This window comes from Ideonella alba (assembly GCF_018069845.1).
GTDB lineage: Bacteria > Pseudomonadota > Gammaproteobacteria > Burkholderiales > Burkholderiaceae_C > Ideonella > Ideonella alba.
Genome location: NZ_JAGQDD010000022.1, coordinates 15742 through 31151, shown reverse-complemented (window position 1 = coordinate 31151; position 15410 = coordinate 15742). Strand labels below are relative to the sequence as shown.

The following is a 15410-nucleotide window of genomic DNA, read 5'->3' as shown; positions in this document are numbered from 1 at the left end:
AGAGCGTGGAGGCGCCCAGCGTAGCACCGGCGTCGCCGCGGGATGTTGCTGGCGTGTGTCGCCACGCCCGACGCCAGCGGCTCAGCGCCGCGCGCGCACCCGCTCGAAGCCCTCGCACAGCAGGCGCATCGCCTGCAAGGCGCGTGGCGAGGCGCGGCTGATCAGGTCGGCCGGCACCATCACCACCGCCTGCTTGGCCACCGGCTCGAAGCGGGACAGACCGCGCCAGGGCGACAGGGTCTCGTCCTCGCGCGTCTCGACGCTGCTGCTGGCCAGCACCTGCGGACGCGCGGCCAGCACCGCCTCGCGGCTGACGGTGGGCACCAGCAGCGCCTCGGCGCCGAAGACGTTGACGCCGCCGCAGCCGCGGATCATGTCGGCGATCGGGTGGCGGTCGTTGATCGTCAGCAGCGGCTGGTGCCACACCTGGTAGAACACGCGCAGCGGCGGCCGCGTGGCGTACTGGCGGCGCAGCGCGGCCAGCTCGGTGGCATAGGCGTCGGCAGCGGCGTTCGCCGCGGCGCCGGTGCCGGCCAGCACGCCCAGGCGGCGCAGGCTGTCGCCGATCTGCGCCAGGTCGCGCGGCTCGCTGTGGAACAGCGGCAGCTTCAGCGCCTTCAGGCGGTCGAGCTGCGCCGCCGAGTTGCCATGCGCCCAGACCACGATCAGGTCGGGCTTGAGCGCGGCAATGCGCTCCAGGTCCAGCTGGTTGGCGTCGCCCACCACGGGCAGCTGCTTCGCGGCGTCGGGGTAGTCGCCGTAGCGCACCGTGGCCACCACCTGGGCGCCAGCACCGGCGGCGAACAGCAGCTCGGTGGCGTGCGGCGCGACGCTGACGATGCGCCGAGCCGGCGCCGGCAGCGTGACGGTGCGGCCCTCGTCGTCCAGCGCGCTGACCGCGGCCTGGGCGCCGGTCGCGCCAAGCCAGACCAGCAGCAGGATCCCGAGCAGGCGCATGGTCTTCATCCCTTCAGCGGCAGCACGCAGCCGGCCATCACGAAACGCACGGCGTCGCAGCGCTCGGCCAGCGCCTGGTGCAGCCAGCCGTTCTCATCCACGAAGCGGCGGCTCAGCGGTCCCAGCGGCACGATGCCATGGCCCACCTCGTTGCCCACCAGCAGCAGGTCGGCCTGCAGGGGGGTGATGGCGTCCAGCAGCGCGGCGCGCTCGACCGTGAAGCGCTCGTCGCCCGCATGCAGCAGGTTGCTGAGCCACAGCGTCAGGCAGTCGACCAGCAGCAGCGCGCCGGGCGCATCGGCGGCCTGCAGTGCGGCGGCCAGCGCCAGCGGTTCTTCCACACAGCGCCAGTGCGCCAGCCGCGCCGCGCGGTGGGCGGCGATGCGCTGGGCCATCTCGGCGTCCAGCGCCTGCGCGGTGGCGATCACCGTGACGGGACGGCCGCTGCGGTGCGCGAGTTGTTCGGCCAGCCGACTCTTGCCGCTGCGCGCGCCGCCCAGGATCAGGGTCTTCATGCGGCCTGACTCCAGCCTTGGCCATCGTGGCGCAACACGGTCAGACCGCCAAAGGCCAGCGGCTGCGCCAGCGCCTCGGTGGCGGCCTGGCCGCGGGCACGCGCCAGGGCCACGCGGATCGGGCCGGCGTGGGCCACGACCAGCACGCGCTGCAGGCGGGTGGCGGCCAGGGCATCCATGGCCGCGTGCACCCGCGCGCGCAGCGCGGCCAGGGTCTCGCCGCCGGGCGGGGCGCGGTGCTCGGGATCGTCGGCCCAGGGGTCGCTCTCGGCGCGGTCGATCGCCGACCAGGGGTGGCCCTCCCAGGCGCCGAAGTGCAGTTCCATCCAGCGCGCGTCCTCCCGCGGTGGGCAGCCCAGCGTGGCGGCCAGCGCCTCTGCCAGCACGCGGGCGCGGCGCAGCGGGCTGGTCCACAGCGCGTCCACCGGGCCGGGCAGCGCCTGCAGCACCTGCGCCGGCGGTGGCTCCAGCGGCTCGCGCGCGGGCAGGTCGGCCTGGCCGTAGCATATCCCGGCCGGCGCGGCGACCACCGGGTGGCGCAGCAGGATCAGCTCCATGCGCCGCCCCGTGCGCTCAGGCCCAGCAGGAAGCCGATCTCGGCCAGCTGCTGCGTGGCGCCCAGCGCGTCGCCCACGTAGCCGCCCAGGCGGCGGCGCAGGTAGGGCACGGCGGCCAGCCACACCAGCGCCGCGCCGAGCAGCGCGGGCCCGGCGGCCGTGCCCAGCGGCACGCAGGGCAGCAGCGCCACGGTGGTGGCGAACAGCAGGGCGCCGGCGCCAGGGCGCGTCTGGGCGATCGGCTTGGACTTGGCGCTGTCGTCGTCGCGCACGTAGTCCAGCCGCGCCATCACGCCCAGCGCCGCCAGGCGGCTGACGGCGTGGCTGGCCACCAGCGCCGCGGCCAGGGTGAGCGCGTCCAGCCGCGCCACCAGGGTCAGCAGCAGCTGGTACTTCAGCGCCAGCAGCAGGGCCACGCCGATCGTGGCGTAGCTGCCCACGCGCGAGTCCTTCATGATCGCCAGCACGCGCTCGCGGGTGAAGCCGCCGCCGAAGCCATCGCAGCTGTCGGCAAAACCGTCCTCGTGGAAGGCGCCGGTCAGCAGCACGCCGGCGGCCATGGCCAGCAGCACCGCGATCGGCGCACTCCACACCCTCAGCGCGGCCAGCAGCACCAGCGCACACAGCGCACCGACCAGCGCGCCCACGGTGGGGAAGTGCCGCGCCGACGCATTGAGCTGCGCTGGCGACCAGCCCACCCAGGCCGGCACCGGCACCCGCGTGAAGAACTGCAGTGCGGTGAAGAAGAGTCGCAGCTCCTCGCGCATGCGCCGCCCCTCAGGCCTGCCCGCTGACGCCGGCGCTGTCGAAGCTGGCCATCTCGCCCAGGAAGGCGCAGGCGGCCCGCAGCAGCGGCACCGCCAGCACGGCGCCGGTGCCTTCGCCCAGGCGCAGGCCCAGGTCCAGCAGCGGCTGCGCCTGCAGCAGCTCGAGCATCGCGCCATGACCGGCCTCGGCCGATCGGTGGGCAAACACCGCGTGGTCGCGCACGGCGGGCTCGATGCACTGCGCCGCGAGGTAGGCGCTGCCGGTGATGAAGCCGTCGACGATGAAGGCGATGCCGGCCTCGGCGGCGCCCAGCATCGCGCCGGCCATCATCGCGATCTCGAAGCCGCCGTACTCGGTCAGCGCCTCGCGGCCATCGGTGAGGCCGTCGGTGCGCGCTGCCGCGCGCGCCAGCACCGCGCGCTTGTGCACCAGGCCGGCATCGTCCAGACCGGTGCCGCGGCCGGTGGCCACGCCCAGCGGCACGCGGCGCAGCTTGTGCAGCAGCAGGCTGGCGGCGCTGGTGTTGGCAATGCCCATCTCGCCGAAGGCCAGCAGCGTGCAGCCCTCGGCGCGCGCGGCCTGCACGCGCTCGCGGCCGCGGGCCAGCGCGGTCTCGCACTGCTCGGCCGTCATCGCCGGCTCGGTGGCGCAGTTGCGGGTGCCGTGGCCGAGCTTGGCATCCACCAGGCCGGGCAGCGGGCCGAAGTCGTGCGCCACGCCGGCGTCGACCACCTCCACATCCACGCCCAGGCTGCGCGCCAGCGCATTGACCGCCGCACCGCCGTGCACGAAGTTCATCACCATCTGCCAGGTGACTTCCTGCGGGTAGGCGCTGACGCCTTCGGCGGCGATGCCGTGGTCGCCAGCGAACACGATCACGCGCGGCCGCTGGATGACGGGCCGCAGCGTGCCCTGGATGCGGCCCAGCTGCAGCGCCAGGTCCTCCAGCCGGCCCAGTGCGCCCAGCGGCTTGGTCTTGCGGTCGATCGCGTGGCGCAGCTCGGCATCCAGTGCGGTGGAGACGGGCAGGATGTGGAAGGCGGTGCGCATCATCAGGCGGGCAGCCACCAGCGGTGGCCGTGGGCGGTATGGGGGGTCAGCGGATGGCCGAAGGCGGCGGACAGCGCGGCCTCGGTCATCACCTCGGCGGCGGGGCCGGCGATCGCCCGACCATCGCCGGGCAGCAGCAGCGCGTGGGTGGCCAGGCGCTGGGCCAGGCTGAGGTCGTGGATGGACAGCAGCAGGCCGCGCCCGCGCTCGCGCGCTTCGGCGGCCAGCAGTTCGGCCACGCGCAGTTGCTGCGCCAGGTCCAGGTGGGCCAGCGGTTCATCCAGCAGCGCCAGCGGCGGGTCCTGCGTCAGCAGCGTGGCCAGCGCGACGCGCTGGCGCTCGCCGCCGGACAAGGTGGTGACATCGCGTGCCTCGAAGCCGGCCAGGCCGACGCGGGCCAGCGCGGCCAGCGCCAGTGCGCGGTCGGACTCGCCCTCCCAGTGCCAGCGCGAGAGGTGCGGATGGCGGCTCTGCAGCACCACGTCCAGCACCGGTGCCGCAAAGGCGTCGTGCACGGCCTGCGGCACGAAGCCGCGCCAGCAGGCCTGCTCGGCCAGTGGCCGCTCGGCCAGCGGTCGCTCGCCCAGCCACACCGCGCCGGCCGACGGGGCCCGGGCGCCGGCCAGCGTGTGCAGCAGCGTGGTCTTGCCCACGCCGTTGGGGCCCAGCAGGCACCAGACCTCGCCGCGCTGCAGCTGCAGGTCGAGCGACTCGACCAGCACGCGCGCACCGATGCGCACCGCCAGCCCGCGGGTGGACAGCAGCGTCATCGCTGGCCTCCGCGCGTCAGCAGCGCGATGAAGGCCGGCGCACCCACCAGTGCGGTGACCACGCCCACCGGCAGCTGCAGCGGTGCGGCCACGGTGCGTGCCAGGGTGTCGGCGGCCAGCAGGAAGGCGCCCCCGGCCAGCGCGCTGGCCGGCAGCAGCCAGCGCTGGTCGTTGCCGATCAGCAGGCGCAGCGCATGCGGCACCACCAGACCGACGAAGCCGATCGTGCCGGCGGTGGCCACGGCCAGTGCCGCCGCCGCCGAGGCGGCCAGGTAGACGACCAGCCGCACGCGCGCCACCGGCACGCCCAGCATCTGCGCGGCGCCGGGGCCGCGCAGCAGCAGGTTCAGCTCGCGGCCCAGCGGCCACAGCCCGGCCAGCAGCAGCCAGGGGGCGATCAGCACGGCCCACGTGGGCTCGGCCGCGGACAGGTCGCCCATCATCCAGAACAGCATGCCTTTGAGCTGCGCGTCGGGCGCCAGCGACAGCAGCAGGCCGACGCCGGCCATCGCGATCGCCGACAGCATCACGCCGGTCAGCAGCAGGCGTGGCGTGGCGTCCTGGCGGCTGGCCAGCTCGACGCGGCCCAGGTCGGGGTGGGCCAGCGCAAAGACGGTGAGCACCGCAGCGAAGGCGCCGGCGAAGGCGCCACCATGCACGGCCACCGCCCCGCCGCCCAGCACCATCAGGCCCAGCGCGCCCAGCGCGGCGCCGCCGGACAGGCCCAGCACATAGGGGTCGGCCAGCGGGTTGCGCAGCAGCACCTGCATCAGCGCGCCCGCCAGAGCCAGCAGCGCGCCCACGCTGACGGCGGCCAGTGCGCGCGGCAGGCGCAGCCGGTGCAGGATCTCGGCCTCGGCCGAGGCGTCGGGCTGGCGCAGCAAGGCCGGCAGCTCGGCCGGTGAGATCGTCAGGCTGCCCACCGACAGCGCCAGCAGGAACAGCCCGGCCAGCCCGGCCGCCAGCAGGGCCAGTACCGGGCCAGGGCGGCGCAGCGGGGTCACGGGCGGGCCCTCCGGGCGACGCAGGCCGGGGCGCGCGCGGGGGCGTGGCCGGGCGTGTTCATTGGCTGGCCAGCAGCGTGCTGCTGACCGGCTGGTCCAACTGGAAGCGGATCGCCACGCTCACGCTGCTGGCCACGGCCTCGCCGCCGACGCGCGCGGGTTCGTAGCGCCAGCCGCGGGCGGCGTCGCGCGCGGCCAGGTCGAGCAGGGCGATGCCGCTGCGCTGCAGCCACTGCACCGATTCGACGCGGCCCTGTGCGTCGATCTGCAACTGCAGCCGCACGCGCCCCTGCAGGCCGTCCTCGCGTGCGGCCTCGGGGTAGGCGGGCAGGGCGTTGCCGGGCAGTGGGCGCGCGGGCAGGGCCGCGGCCACCGCCGGCGCGGCGCTGGGCGGCGCACTGGCCACCGCACCGCTGTGCGGTGCACTGGCCAGGGGGGTGCTGTGCGGCAGCGGGGCCGCCGGCGTGGCGGCCACCGCCAGCAGCAGCGTGGGCGCCGGTGCGGGCGGCGCCGCCTCGGGGCCGGGCCGGGTGACGGCGCTGAGCGGCGGAGCCGCTCGCCGGGGGGCCGCGACGGCCGGCCGCGGGTCGGTGCGGACGGTGGGGGCCTCGACCCCCACGGTCGGTGCGCTGAGGTAGACCAGCGCCGGGCCGCGCTCGGGGGGCGCTGCGGCCGGCCGCGTGTTCAGCGCCGGCCACACCAGCGCCCAGGCCACACCGTGCAGCACCAGCGCCGCCAGCGCGCCCTGGGCGCGCGGGTGGCTGATGTGGCGGCGGGGCCAGGCCATGCTCAGAACAGCGGCGTCCAGCGCAGCGTCAGCTGGGCCTGACGGCCCGGGGCGACATAGCCCAGTGCCTGCTGGTAGACCCGGTCGGTGAGGTTGTCGACGCGGCCCTCGAGCGACCACTCCGGCGTCACGCGCCAGCGTGCGAACAGGGCGACGGTGGCGTAGCCGCCCATGCGGGTGCCGGCGCTTTCGTCCACCGAATCCCAGCGCGCGCCGCTGTAGCCCAGATCGCTGCCCAGCGACCAGTCGCCCAGCGGCTGCACCAGGTGCAGCTGGGCGAACTGGCGGGCGCGGCGCTGCAGCTGAGCGCCGGTGTCGCTGTCTTCGGGTGATTGCGCGGTCAGGCTGGCGCGCACGCGGGTGCCGGTGGGCAGCGTGCCGCTGGCGCCGAGCACCAGGCCGTCGATGCGGGCGCGCGCGGTGTTGCGCGGCTGGTAGCTGAAGCTGCCCGGCACCGTCTCGACCCAGTTGATCAGCTGGCGGATGCGGTTGGAGAACAGCGTGGCGCTCCACTGCACGCCGCCCATCGACAGGTCGGCGCCGAGCTCGGCATTGACGCTGCGCTCGGGTTGCAGGGCCGGGTTGCCGTTGCTGCCGAAGTTGTCGCTGTAGTAGAGCTGGTTGAAGGTGGGCGCCTTGAAGGCGCTGCCCAGCGCGCCGCGCAGGCGCAGCGCGCTGGATGCCTGCCAGGCCAGACCCAGCTGACCGGTGCTGTGGCCGCCGTACTGGCTGTTGGCGTCATGGCGCAGGTCGGCCTGCACCGACAGCGCGCCGTACGCGGCCTGCCAGCCCAGCAGGCCGCTGCGCACGCTGCGGCTGTCGCGGGCATAGGCGGTGGCGCTGTCCACTGCCTGGCGCGACCACTCCAGGCCGGCGCTCAGCGTGCCGCCGGCCAAGCGGTGGCGGCCGATCCACGAGAGCTGGTCCTGGGTGGTGTCGGTGAAGACCGTGGAACTGCCCGCCAGGTGGTTGTCGTCCCAGCTGCGCGCCAGGCGCAGCGTGTGCTCGACACCGGGCAGCAGCGGACCGCTCCAGTGCGCGGCAAGGGTCTGGGTGCGGTCACGGCTGAGGTCGTCGGCCACGGCGGTGGCGTCGTACTGCACCTTGCTGTCGCTGCGCAGGAACTGCAGGCCCAGCTGCTGGCCGCCGTCCAGGTGCTGCACCACACGGGCCTGCAGGCCCAGCTGGCGGCTGCCGTCGCGGTCGGGGTTGTAGCCCCAGAAGCTGGGGTCGGAGACGTTGTAGCCGTCGCTGCGCAGCGCGGTGGCGCCCAGCGACAGCTCGGTCTGGCCCAGGCGCGCGGCATAGCTGCCGGCCACACGGGCCAGACCGCGCTCGCCGGCGGTCCAGGACAGATCGACGCCCGGGCTGCGCTGCGCGGTCCTGGTGAAGATCTGGATCACGCCGCCGATCGCGTCGGCGCCGTACAGGCTGCTCGAGGCGCCGGGCAGCAGCTCGACGCGCTCGATCAAGGCCAGCGGAATGGCCTCCAGCGGCGCGGTGCCCAGCGTGGCCGAGCCGATGCGCACGCCGTCGATCAGCACCACCGTGTGGTCGCTGTTGGCGCCGCGCATGAACACGCCGCTGATCTGGCCCAGGCCGCCGTTGGTGCTGGTCTCGACGCCGCCCAGGCTGCGCAGCAGCTCGGTCAGCGAGCCGGCGCCGGCGGCGCGGATGTCCTCGGCGGTGATGACCTGCACCGGCCGCACCGCGGCGCTGGCGCGTTGCGGCTGGCGGGCAGCGGTGACGACCAGGTCGTCGTCGGCGGCAGGGGGGGTCTGGGCGAAGGCGCCCAGGGGCGAAGCGGCCAGCAGCGTGGCCAGGGCAAGCGCGGTGCGCGGGAACATCATGGAAGCGTCTGCAAAGGCGCCCCGGCCGCCGAAGACGGGCGGGCCGGGAACGATGGTCGTGCCCGGCCGCTTCCCCGCAGCTGGGCACCATGTCGGTGACGCCGCCTGCGCAGCATCACCCCGTCGTTGGCCGGTATCCGGGCTGGCGGAGACGACCCGTGCGGCCTTCCCGAAGCCGTGGCTTCAGTGGCGAGGGAGCACGAGCGAGGGGGCCGAGACCGGCACCCTGTCCGCTTACCGTTGCGGGGGCAGCGCAGGTTGGGCGTTCCTCGTCGAGGGCGGCCTTCCTGCTTCCCGTTTACCCCAAGCCGCCACGATGGACGGCCCAGGCACCAACGGCCGAAATCTTAGCATCCGCTTCCCGACACGAAGCTTGCGGCGGGACAATGGGCCGGCCGCCCCCCTGCGTTCAAGGAGTGCCGATGAACCCGCTGCGCCGCCTGTTCGATCCCGCCCTGTGGCTGCTGGCCGCTTTGCCGGCCGGCGTGGCCGCCGCCCCGGACCTGGCCGCGCTGCGCGAGGAAGTGCGCAGCGCCGAGGCGGCGTTCGCCGACAGCATGGCACGGCGCGACCTGGCGGCATTCGCCGGCTTCGTGGCCGACGACGCGGTGTTCCTGAATGGCGGCCAGCCGCTGCGCGGCAAGGACGCGGTGCTGGCGCACTGGCAGCGCTTCTTTGACGGGCCCCGGGCGCCCTTCGCCTGGAGACCCGAGCTGGTCGAGGTGATCGGCAGTGGCGGCCTGGCACAGTCCACCGGCCCGGTCACCGACCCCGCCGGCACGCTGGTGGCGCGCTTCTACAGCACCTGGCGGCGCGAGGCCGACGGCCGCTGGCGCGTGGTGCTGGACAACGGCTATGACGTCAGCCCGGATGGCTGCGCCAAACCCTGACCACTGCGCGTGATCACCAACTGCCGGTGTTGGGCATCGAGGCCCAGGGCTCGGCCGGCGCCAGCGCCGGGCCGTCCTGCAGCAACTCCACGCTGATCTGGTCGGGCGAGCGCACGAAGGCCATGCGGCCGTCGCGCGGCGGGCGCAGGATGGTCACGCCCATGTCCTGCAGGCGCTGGCAGGTGGCGTAGATGTCCTTCACCGCATAGGCCACGTGGCCGAAGTTGCGGCCGCCGGTGTAGACCTCGGGGTCCCAGTTGTGGGTCAGCTCGATCTGGGCGTCGTGGTCGCCCGGTGCGGCCAGGTAGACCAGCGTGAAGCGGCCCTGCGGGTGCTCGCTGCGACGCACCTCCTCCAGGCCGAGGGCATCGCGGTAGAAGCGCAGCGAGGCGTCGAGGTCGGTCACGCGGACCATGGTGTGCAGGTATTTCATGCGGGTGATTGTGCGCCGTCAGCCATGGGCCCGCGGCCGCTGCGGGCTTGCTCCTACACTGCGGCCATCGACAGGAGGAGAGCATGGACGTGAGAAGTCTGTTTGCCCGTGGCAGCGACACGCCGTCGGCCGCCCCCGGACTGCTGCGCAAGGGGCTGACGCTGCTGGTGGTGGTGGCCGTGCTGTGGTGGCTGTGGCCGCTGCGCACCGTGCCCACCGGCCACCGCGGCGTGATCACCGTGGGCGGTGCGATCAAGGGCATCGAGAACGAGGGCTTCACGCTGATCTGGCCCTGGCAGTCGCTGAGCATCTTCAACATCCGCGCCGAAGAGGCCACGGTGGAGAACGCTGAAGGCAGCACCAGCGACACCCAGCCGGTCAAGGTGAGCCTGACGGTGCGCTACAGCATCCAGACCGACAAGGTGGCCGAGGTCTTCGAGAAGTACAGCCGCGACGGCGACCTGCAAAGCTATGTGCAGACCGCCACCCAGGAGGTGTTCAAGGCGGTGACCGCGCGCTACAACGCGCCCGACCTGATTGCCAAGCGCGCGGCGGTCAGCAATGACATCGTCGCCGCACTGCGCGGCAAGCTGGCCATCTACGGCGCGCAGGTGATCAACGTCGACATGCGCAACTTCAGCTTCTCGCAGGACTACATGTCGGCGATCAACCAGAAGGTCACCCAGGAGCAGCTGCGCTTGGCTGCCGAGAACAAGGTGCGCACCGTCGAGGCCGAGCAGAAGCAGAAGGTGGCCATCGCCGAGGCCGAGGCCACCGCGCTGAAGGCCAAGGCCGACGGCGAGGCCTATGCCGCGCTGAAGGCGGCCACCGCGCAGGCCGAGGCGCTGAAGATCCAGAACGCCGCGCTGGCGCAGAGCCGCGAGGTGCTGGAGCTGCGCCGCATCGAGGTGGAGAAGATCAAGGCCGAGCGCTGGAATGGCGAGCTGCCGCAGAACATCTATGCCGGCGCGCCAGTGCCCTTCCTGAACCTCAACCACGAGGGCGCCGCCAAGGCTGGCAAAAACTGATGAGCGGCTGGACGATCTTCCACAACCCCCGCTGCAGCACCTCGCGCCAGGTGCTGGCCGCGCTGCGCGAGGCGGGCATTGAGCCGCAGGTGGTGGAGTACCTGAAAACGCCGCCCGACCGCGCCATGCTGCAGCGTCTGGCGCAGGAGATCGGCCAGGGCGTGCGCGGCCTGGTGCGCGCCAAGGAGGCGCTCTACACCGAACTGGCGCTGGACGGCGCCAGCGACGACGCGCTGCTGGATGCGATGCTGGCGCATCCGGTGCTGATCAACCGGCCGATCGTGGTCTCGCCCCGGGCCACGCGGATGTGCCGGCCAGCGGCCACCGTGGCCGAAATGCTCTGATCAGCCGCGCGCGAAGAACAGCGCTGCCATCACCAGCCCGGTGGCGATGACACCGCTGCGCAGCAGCTTCGCTGGCAGTCGCCGCGCCACGCGCGCGCCGGCATAGCCGCCGACCGTGGCGGCGGCCGCCATCGCCAGCGCCTGCGGCCAGGCCACCGCACCGGCCCAGGCGAAGGCCGCCACCGACAGCAGCGACAGCACCAGCGAGTTGAGGTTCTTCAGCGCGTTGGCGGTGTTGATCGAGGTCTCGCCGGTGATCGCGTACAGCGCCATCAGCAGGATGCCCAGGCCGCCGTTGAAGTAGCCGCCATAGACCGCCACGCAGGCCAGCCCGGCCATGCGCGCCGCGGGATGCGCGGCGCCGCCGCGCCGCCCGGTCAGCCACGGCGCCAGCGCGAACAGCGCGGTGGCGAACAGCAGCAACCAGGGCACCAGCGCCGAGAACAGCTTGGCCGGTGTCACCAGCAGCAGCCCGGCCCCGGCCAGGCCGCCCGCGGCGCACACCGCGCCTTCGGCCCACAGCCGCGGCCGTGGCAGGGCCGCCAGCTCGGGCCGGAAGCCCAGCGTGCTGCCCAGGTAGCCGGGGCTCACCGCCACCGCGCTGGTGGCGTTGGCGGCGATCGGCGGCACACCGGCAAAGACCAGCGCCGGGAAGGTCAGGAAGCTGCCGCCGCCCGCCACCGCATTGAGGGCGCCAGCGGCCAGGGCGGCGGTGAGCAGCAGGATCCAGGTCTCGGGGTTCATCGGCGCGCATTGTCGGGCCTGTGCGAAGATCGACCGCGGTGCCGCCTGCTGGCGGTGCCGATGTTCTCAGGGCGGGGTGGAAGTCCCCACCGGCGGTGATGGTGCAGGTCTGGCAACAGACTCCGCGCACGAGCCCGCGAGCGCCCGTCCACGCCCGTGGACGGGGTCAGCAGACCCGGTGTGATCCCGGGGCCGACGGTCACAGTCCGGATGAAAGAGAACCGCACCGGCTGCCGTGCCTGCACGGCGGGCCGCGCGTTCGCTTGCCCTGATTCTGGCCTTCAACTCAAGGAAATCACCATGAATCAGATCCCGAAGATCCCCGTGCGCCGCCTGGCGGCGATCAGTGCCCAATGGCATGCGGCAATCGTCCACCGCGCCCGCGATGCCTGCACCGACGAACTGCTGCGCGAGGGCTGGCCGCCCGACGGCATCGAGTACCTGGAGGTGCCCGGCGCCTTCGAGATCCCGCTGCTGGCGCGGCGCCTGGCCGACAGCGGCCGCTTTGATGCCATCGTCGCCTTCGGGCTGGTGGTCGATGGCGGCATCTACCGGCACGACTTCGTCGCCCGGGCGGTGATCGACGGCCTGATGCGGGTGCAGCTCGACACCGGCGTGCCGGTGGTCTCGGCGGTGCTGACCCCCCACCACTTCCATGAGCATCCGGTGCATCAGCAGCAGTTCGGCGAGCACTTCGTGCTCAAGGGCACCGAGGCGGCGCGGGCCGTGCTGCAGACGCTGGCGGTACACCAGCGACAGGCGGCTTGACCGCCTGACCACCTGACCGTGTCAGGGCTCGGCGGCGTCCAGCCGTTGCAGGCAGTCGTCGAGCAGCGCGTGCAGCTCGGCCACGCGCGCCTCACCCAGGCGCGCGTTGAAGGCCAGCTGCGCCTTCTTCCAGGCGCGCTTGGCCTCGGCATGCTTGGCGCGGCCAGCCTCGGTGAGTTGCACCGAGCGTGAGCGCGCGTCGTCACCGGCGCCCACCGCCACCCAGCCCTGGGCCACCAGCGGCTGCAGGTTGCGGGTCAGCGTGGAGGCGTCCAGCGCCATCGCCGCGGCCAGCGCCGCCGGGCGCGCCGGCGCCATCGCGGCGATGTGCCCCAGCAGTGAGTACTGCGAGGTCTTCAGCCCGGCCTCGGCCAGGTGGCGGTCGTAGTGGCGGCTGACCACGCGGTCGGCCTGGCGCAGCTTGAAGTTGCTGCAGCCGCGTGGCGTGGCGGCTGTCGCCAGGGTGACTGATGGGCGAGCGGCAGGCATGGTTATCATTGTACCTGCAACGATTGCACCTGCAATGGAACGGAGAGACCCTGATGAGCACCGCCAGCCACGCCCTGCATGACGAGATCGCCGCGACGCTGGCGCGCTGGGAGGCCGACGAGGCGCGGGTGCGCGCCACGCTGGCGCCGCCGGGCGTGAACCGCCCGGCCGATGTGGCGCACCTCAGCGGGCTGGAGTTCTTCGCGGCGATCAGCAGGGGGGCACTGCCCAGCGTGCCGATCGGCGTGGCGATGGACTTCTACCCGGTCGAGTACGAGGAGGGCCGCTTTGTCTTCCAGGGCCGGCCCAGCGTGAAGTTCCTCAACCCGATGGGCACCATCCACGGCGGCTGGATCGCCGCGCTGCTGGACTCGGCGGTGGCCTGCGCGATCCACACCACGCTGCCCGCGGGCCGTGCGCAGACCACGGCCGAGCTGAAGATCAGCTACCTGCGCGCGCTGTTGCCCGACACGCCGCTGGTGCGCGCCGAAGGCAAGGTCATCAGTGCGGGTCGCCAGCTGGGCTTTGCAGAGGGCCGGCTCTATGGCGCGGATGGGCGGCTCTACGCCCACGCCACCACCACCTGCGCGATGCTGCAGCCGCGCTGAGCCGCGGGCGGTCTACCAGCGCAGCAGCTCGGCCAGCCGGGTGACGACCCAGCCGGCCTCGTCCTCGCGCAGGCCCGAGTCGGGCACCGACAGCGCGGCCTGCATGCGGCCCAGCACATCGTCCTCGGCCAGACCGTCGTCGTGGTGCAGGGCCTGGGCGGTGGGCATCAGCTGCTGGGCGAGGTCCTCGCACAGCTCGTAGCGTGCGCGCAGCTCCTCGACCAGCACCATCAGTTTGCCGCGCTGGCCCTGGTAGAGGGCGGCGAAGCTGTCGGGGATCCAGGGCAACTGGTGGCTGGCGTCCATGGTCGGGGCCTACTGCAGCTCGATCGTGGCGTGCACGATCTCCTCGTGCACGGCCAGGCGACGGTGCACCTCGGCGGCGGTCAGGCCGGCCGGGGCGCTCAGCGTGATCGCGCAGGCGAAGCGCTCGCGCCCGACGCGCCAGACGTGCAGGTCGCTGATGCGCGCGCCGTCGACCTCGACCACCTCGCGGATCTCGGCCACCACCGGGTGGTCCATCTCGCGGTCGAGCAGCACGCGGGCGGTGTCGGTGACCAGGCCCTTGGCCCACAGCGCCACGAGCACCGCACCGACGATGCCCATCACCGGGTCCAGCCAGGCCCAGCCCAGCCACCAGCCGGCGCCCAGCGCGACGATCGCCAGCACCGAGGTGGCGGCGTCGGTCAGCACATGCACCTGGGCCGAGCGCAGGTTCAGGTCGTGGTGGTGGGCGTGTTCGTGGTCGTGGCCATGATCGTGGTGGTGCCCATGCGAGTGGCCAGGGTGATGCCCATGGCCGCCCCCCAGCAGCCAGGCGCTGCCCAGGTTGACCAGCAGACCCAGCACGGCCACCGCCATGGCTTCGGGGTAGTGGATGGCCTGCGGGTCGATCAGGCGCTCGACCGAGCCGGCCACCATCAGCGCCGCCACCACCAGCAGCAGCACCGCGCTGGCAAAGCCGGCCAGCACCTCGATCTTCCAGGTGCCGAAGGCGTAGCGCGGGTCACGTGCTTCGCGGCGGGCCAGCGCATAGGCGCCGGCCGCCAGCCCCAGCGCCAGCGCGTGCGAGCTCATGTGCCAGCCGTCGGCCAGCAGGGCCATCGAGTTGAACCACCAGCCGGCGGCGATCTCCACCACCATCGTGGCCAGCGTCAGCCACATCACCAGGCGCGTGCCGCGCTCGCCGGCCGGGTTGCCGGCGTCAAAGTCATGGGAATGCAGCCAGCCGCTGGGGCCGTCGTCGTGCAGGGTTGTCATGGCGCGATATTGGCTCAAAAGAGCTGACCGACGTTCAGCAGGGTCAGCACGCCCAGCAGCGCGAACACGGCCGCGGCGATGGTGTGCACCAGCCGCATGTTGACGCGCCGGGACACCGCATCGCCCAGGAACACCGCCGGCACGTTGGCCAGCATCATGCCCAGCGTGGTACCGGCCACCACCGCCACCAGGCTGGGGTAGCGCGCGGCCAGCGCGACGGTGGCGATCTGCGTCTTGTCGCCCATCTCGGCCAGGAAGAAGGCCACCAGCGTGGTGCCGAAGACGCCCCAGCGCTGGGTGCCGCCCTCGGTGTCCTCGTCCAGCGAGTCGGGCACCAGCATCCACACCGCCATCGCCAGGAAGCCGCCGCCGATCACCCAGCGCAGCACGGTGGGGCCCAGCTGCGAAGCCACCCAGCCGCCCACTGCGCCGGCGGCGGCGTGGTTGAGCAGCGTGGCCACCAGGATGCCGGCCACGATGGGCGCGGGACGGCGGAACTTGGCGGCCAGCATCAGGGCCAGCAACTGCGTCTTGTCGCCCATTTCACCCAGGGCGACCAGACCGGTCGAGACGAGAAAAGCTTCCATG

At 73.2% G+C, this 15410-nt stretch carries 20 protein-coding genes and 2 riboswitches; of the genes, 5 read left to right on the top strand and 15 right to left on the bottom strand.

Annotated features, from left to right (window positions below; translation table 11 throughout):
* Positions 1 to 81: 81 nt before the first annotated feature.
* From KAK03_RS21150 to KAK03_RS21110, 9 genes are read right to left on the bottom strand one after another with little or no spacing between them, the layout of a single operon-like run.
* Positions 82 to 966 carry a cobalamin-binding protein gene (locus KAK03_RS21150; protein WP_210856686.1) on the bottom strand — a complete coding sequence of 295 codons (885 nt, stop codon included), beginning with the start codon at positions 964 to 966 and terminating at the stop codon, positions 82 to 84.
* Positions 963 to 1472, bottom strand: coding sequence for a bifunctional adenosylcobinamide kinase/adenosylcobinamide-phosphate guanylyltransferase (gene cobU / locus KAK03_RS21145; protein WP_210856685.1), 510 nt, complete (start codon positions 1470 to 1472; stop codon positions 963 to 965). Before cobU ends, KAK03_RS21150 begins: the two co-directional genes overlap by 4 nt.
* Positions 1469 to 2029, bottom strand: coding sequence for an alpha-ribazole phosphatase family protein (cobC, locus tag KAK03_RS21140; RefSeq protein ID WP_210856684.1), 561 nt, complete (start codon positions 2027 to 2029; stop codon positions 1469 to 1471). The genes cobU and cobC overlap by 4 nt, the downstream gene beginning before the upstream one ends.
* Complete coding sequence (locus KAK03_RS21135) at positions 2020 to 2796, bottom strand: adenosylcobinamide-GDP ribazoletransferase (protein ID WP_210856683.1); 777 nt, start codon at positions 2794 to 2796, stop codon at positions 2020 to 2022. Before KAK03_RS21135 ends, cobC begins: the two co-directional genes overlap by 10 nt.
* 10 nt (positions 2797 to 2806) lie before the next feature.
* Positions 2807 to 3850: a nicotinate-nucleotide--dimethylbenzimidazole phosphoribosyltransferase gene (gene cobT / locus KAK03_RS21130; RefSeq protein ID WP_210863116.1), complete on the bottom strand. Its 1044-nt coding sequence runs from the start codon at positions 3848 to 3850 to the stop codon at positions 2807 to 2809.
* A complete protein-coding gene (locus KAK03_RS21125) occupies positions 3850 to 4617 on the bottom strand; it encodes an ABC transporter ATP-binding protein (protein ID WP_210856682.1) in 768 nt (255 codons plus the stop codon). The genes cobT and KAK03_RS21125 overlap by 1 nt, the downstream gene beginning before the upstream one ends.
* On the bottom strand, positions 4614 to 5621 hold the full coding sequence (locus KAK03_RS21120) for a FecCD family ABC transporter permease (RefSeq protein ID WP_310738693.1): 1008 nt from the start codon (positions 5619 to 5621) through the stop codon (positions 4614 to 4616). The genes KAK03_RS21125 and KAK03_RS21120 overlap by 4 nt, the downstream gene beginning before the upstream one ends.
* A gap of 58 nt (positions 5622 to 5679) precedes the next feature.
* Positions 5680 to 6408, bottom strand: a complete 729-nt coding sequence (locus tag KAK03_RS21115; protein ID WP_210856681.1) for an energy transducer TonB — start codon at positions 6406 to 6408, stop codon at positions 5680 to 5682.
* 2 nt (positions 6409 to 6410) lie between these two features.
* The gene (locus tag KAK03_RS21110; RefSeq protein ID WP_210856680.1) at positions 6411 to 8255 is read right to left on the bottom strand and encodes a TonB-dependent receptor domain-containing protein; all 1845 of its coding nucleotides are present in this window, start codon (positions 8253 to 8255) and stop codon (positions 6411 to 6413) included.
* A gap of 114 nt (positions 8256 to 8369) precedes the next feature.
* Positions 8370 to 8610, bottom strand: a riboswitch (cobalamin riboswitch).
* A gap of 70 nt (positions 8611 to 8680) precedes the next feature.
* Here KAK03_RS21110 and KAK03_RS21105 point away from each other — a divergent pair.
* Positions 8681 to 9148, top strand: a complete 468-nt coding sequence (locus tag KAK03_RS21105; RefSeq protein WP_210856679.1) for a YybH family protein — start codon at positions 8681 to 8683, stop codon at positions 9146 to 9148.
* 13 nt (positions 9149 to 9161) lie between these two features.
* Here the strand turns inward: KAK03_RS21105 and KAK03_RS21100 are convergent, their stop codons facing one another.
* Positions 9162 to 9581, bottom strand: a complete 420-nt coding sequence (locus tag KAK03_RS21100; protein ID WP_210856678.1) for a VOC family protein — start codon at positions 9579 to 9581, stop codon at positions 9162 to 9164.
* Between the two features lie 83 nt (positions 9582 to 9664).
* Between KAK03_RS21100 and KAK03_RS21095 the strand changes: the two genes are divergently transcribed.
* The gene (locus KAK03_RS21095) at positions 9665 to 10609 is read left to right on the top strand and encodes a prohibitin family protein (RefSeq protein WP_210856677.1); all 945 of its coding nucleotides are present in this window, start codon (positions 9665 to 9667) and stop codon (positions 10607 to 10609) included.
* The gene (gene arsC / locus KAK03_RS21090; RefSeq protein ID WP_210856676.1) at positions 10609 to 10953 is read left to right on the top strand and encodes an arsenate reductase (glutaredoxin); all 345 of its coding nucleotides are present in this window, start codon (positions 10609 to 10611) and stop codon (positions 10951 to 10953) included. Before KAK03_RS21095 ends, arsC begins: the two co-directional genes overlap by 1 nt.
* On the opposite strand, the gene KAK03_RS21085 is transcribed toward arsC, so the two are convergent.
* Positions 10954 to 11697 (bottom strand): sulfite exporter TauE/SafE family protein, encoded by a 744-nt coding sequence (locus KAK03_RS21085; RefSeq protein ID WP_210856675.1) that lies wholly within the window; start codon positions 11695 to 11697, stop codon positions 10954 to 10956.
* 58 nt (positions 11698 to 11755) lie between these two features.
* Positions 11756 to 11923, top strand: a riboswitch (FMN riboswitch).
* Positions 11924 to 11997: 74 nt separating this feature from the next.
* On the opposite strand from KAK03_RS21085, the gene KAK03_RS21080 reads away from it, so the two are divergent.
* Positions 11998 to 12465: a 6,7-dimethyl-8-ribityllumazine synthase gene (locus KAK03_RS21080; protein ID WP_210856674.1), complete on the top strand. Its 468-nt coding sequence runs from the start codon at positions 11998 to 12000 to the stop codon at positions 12463 to 12465.
* Positions 12466 to 12486: 21 nt separating this feature from the next.
* Here KAK03_RS21080 and KAK03_RS21075 read toward each other — a convergent pair whose 3' ends face one another.
* Positions 12487 to 12963, bottom strand: a complete 477-nt coding sequence (locus KAK03_RS21075) for a MarR family winged helix-turn-helix transcriptional regulator (RefSeq protein ID WP_210856673.1) — start codon at positions 12961 to 12963, stop codon at positions 12487 to 12489.
* A gap of 44 nt (positions 12964 to 13007) precedes the next feature.
* Here KAK03_RS21075 and KAK03_RS21070 point away from each other — a divergent pair, with 44 nt between their 5' ends.
* Positions 13008 to 13562, top strand: coding sequence for a PaaI family thioesterase (locus KAK03_RS21070; protein ID WP_210856672.1), 555 nt, complete (start codon positions 13008 to 13010; stop codon positions 13560 to 13562).
* Positions 13563 to 13574: 12 nt separating this feature from the next.
* Here KAK03_RS21070 and KAK03_RS21065 read toward each other — a convergent pair whose 3' ends face one another.
* From KAK03_RS21065 to KAK03_RS21055, 3 genes are read right to left on the bottom strand one after another with little or no spacing between them, the layout of a single operon-like run.
* Positions 13575 to 13868, bottom strand: coding sequence for a hypothetical protein (locus KAK03_RS21065; RefSeq protein ID WP_210856671.1), 294 nt, complete (start codon positions 13866 to 13868; stop codon positions 13575 to 13577).
* A gap of 9 nt (positions 13869 to 13877) precedes the next feature.
* Positions 13878 to 14813 carry a CDF family Co(II)/Ni(II) efflux transporter DmeF gene (dmeF, locus tag KAK03_RS21060; protein WP_375140995.1) on the bottom strand — a complete coding sequence of 312 codons (936 nt, stop codon included), beginning with the start codon at positions 14811 to 14813 and terminating at the stop codon, positions 13878 to 13880.
* Positions 14814 to 14836: 23 nt separating this feature from the next.
* Positions 14837 to 15409 carry a TMEM165/GDT1 family protein gene (locus tag KAK03_RS21055; RefSeq protein ID WP_210856669.1) on the bottom strand — a complete coding sequence of 191 codons (573 nt, stop codon included), beginning with the start codon at positions 15407 to 15409 and terminating at the stop codon, positions 14837 to 14839.
* Between the last annotated feature and the right edge of the window lies 1 nt (position 15410).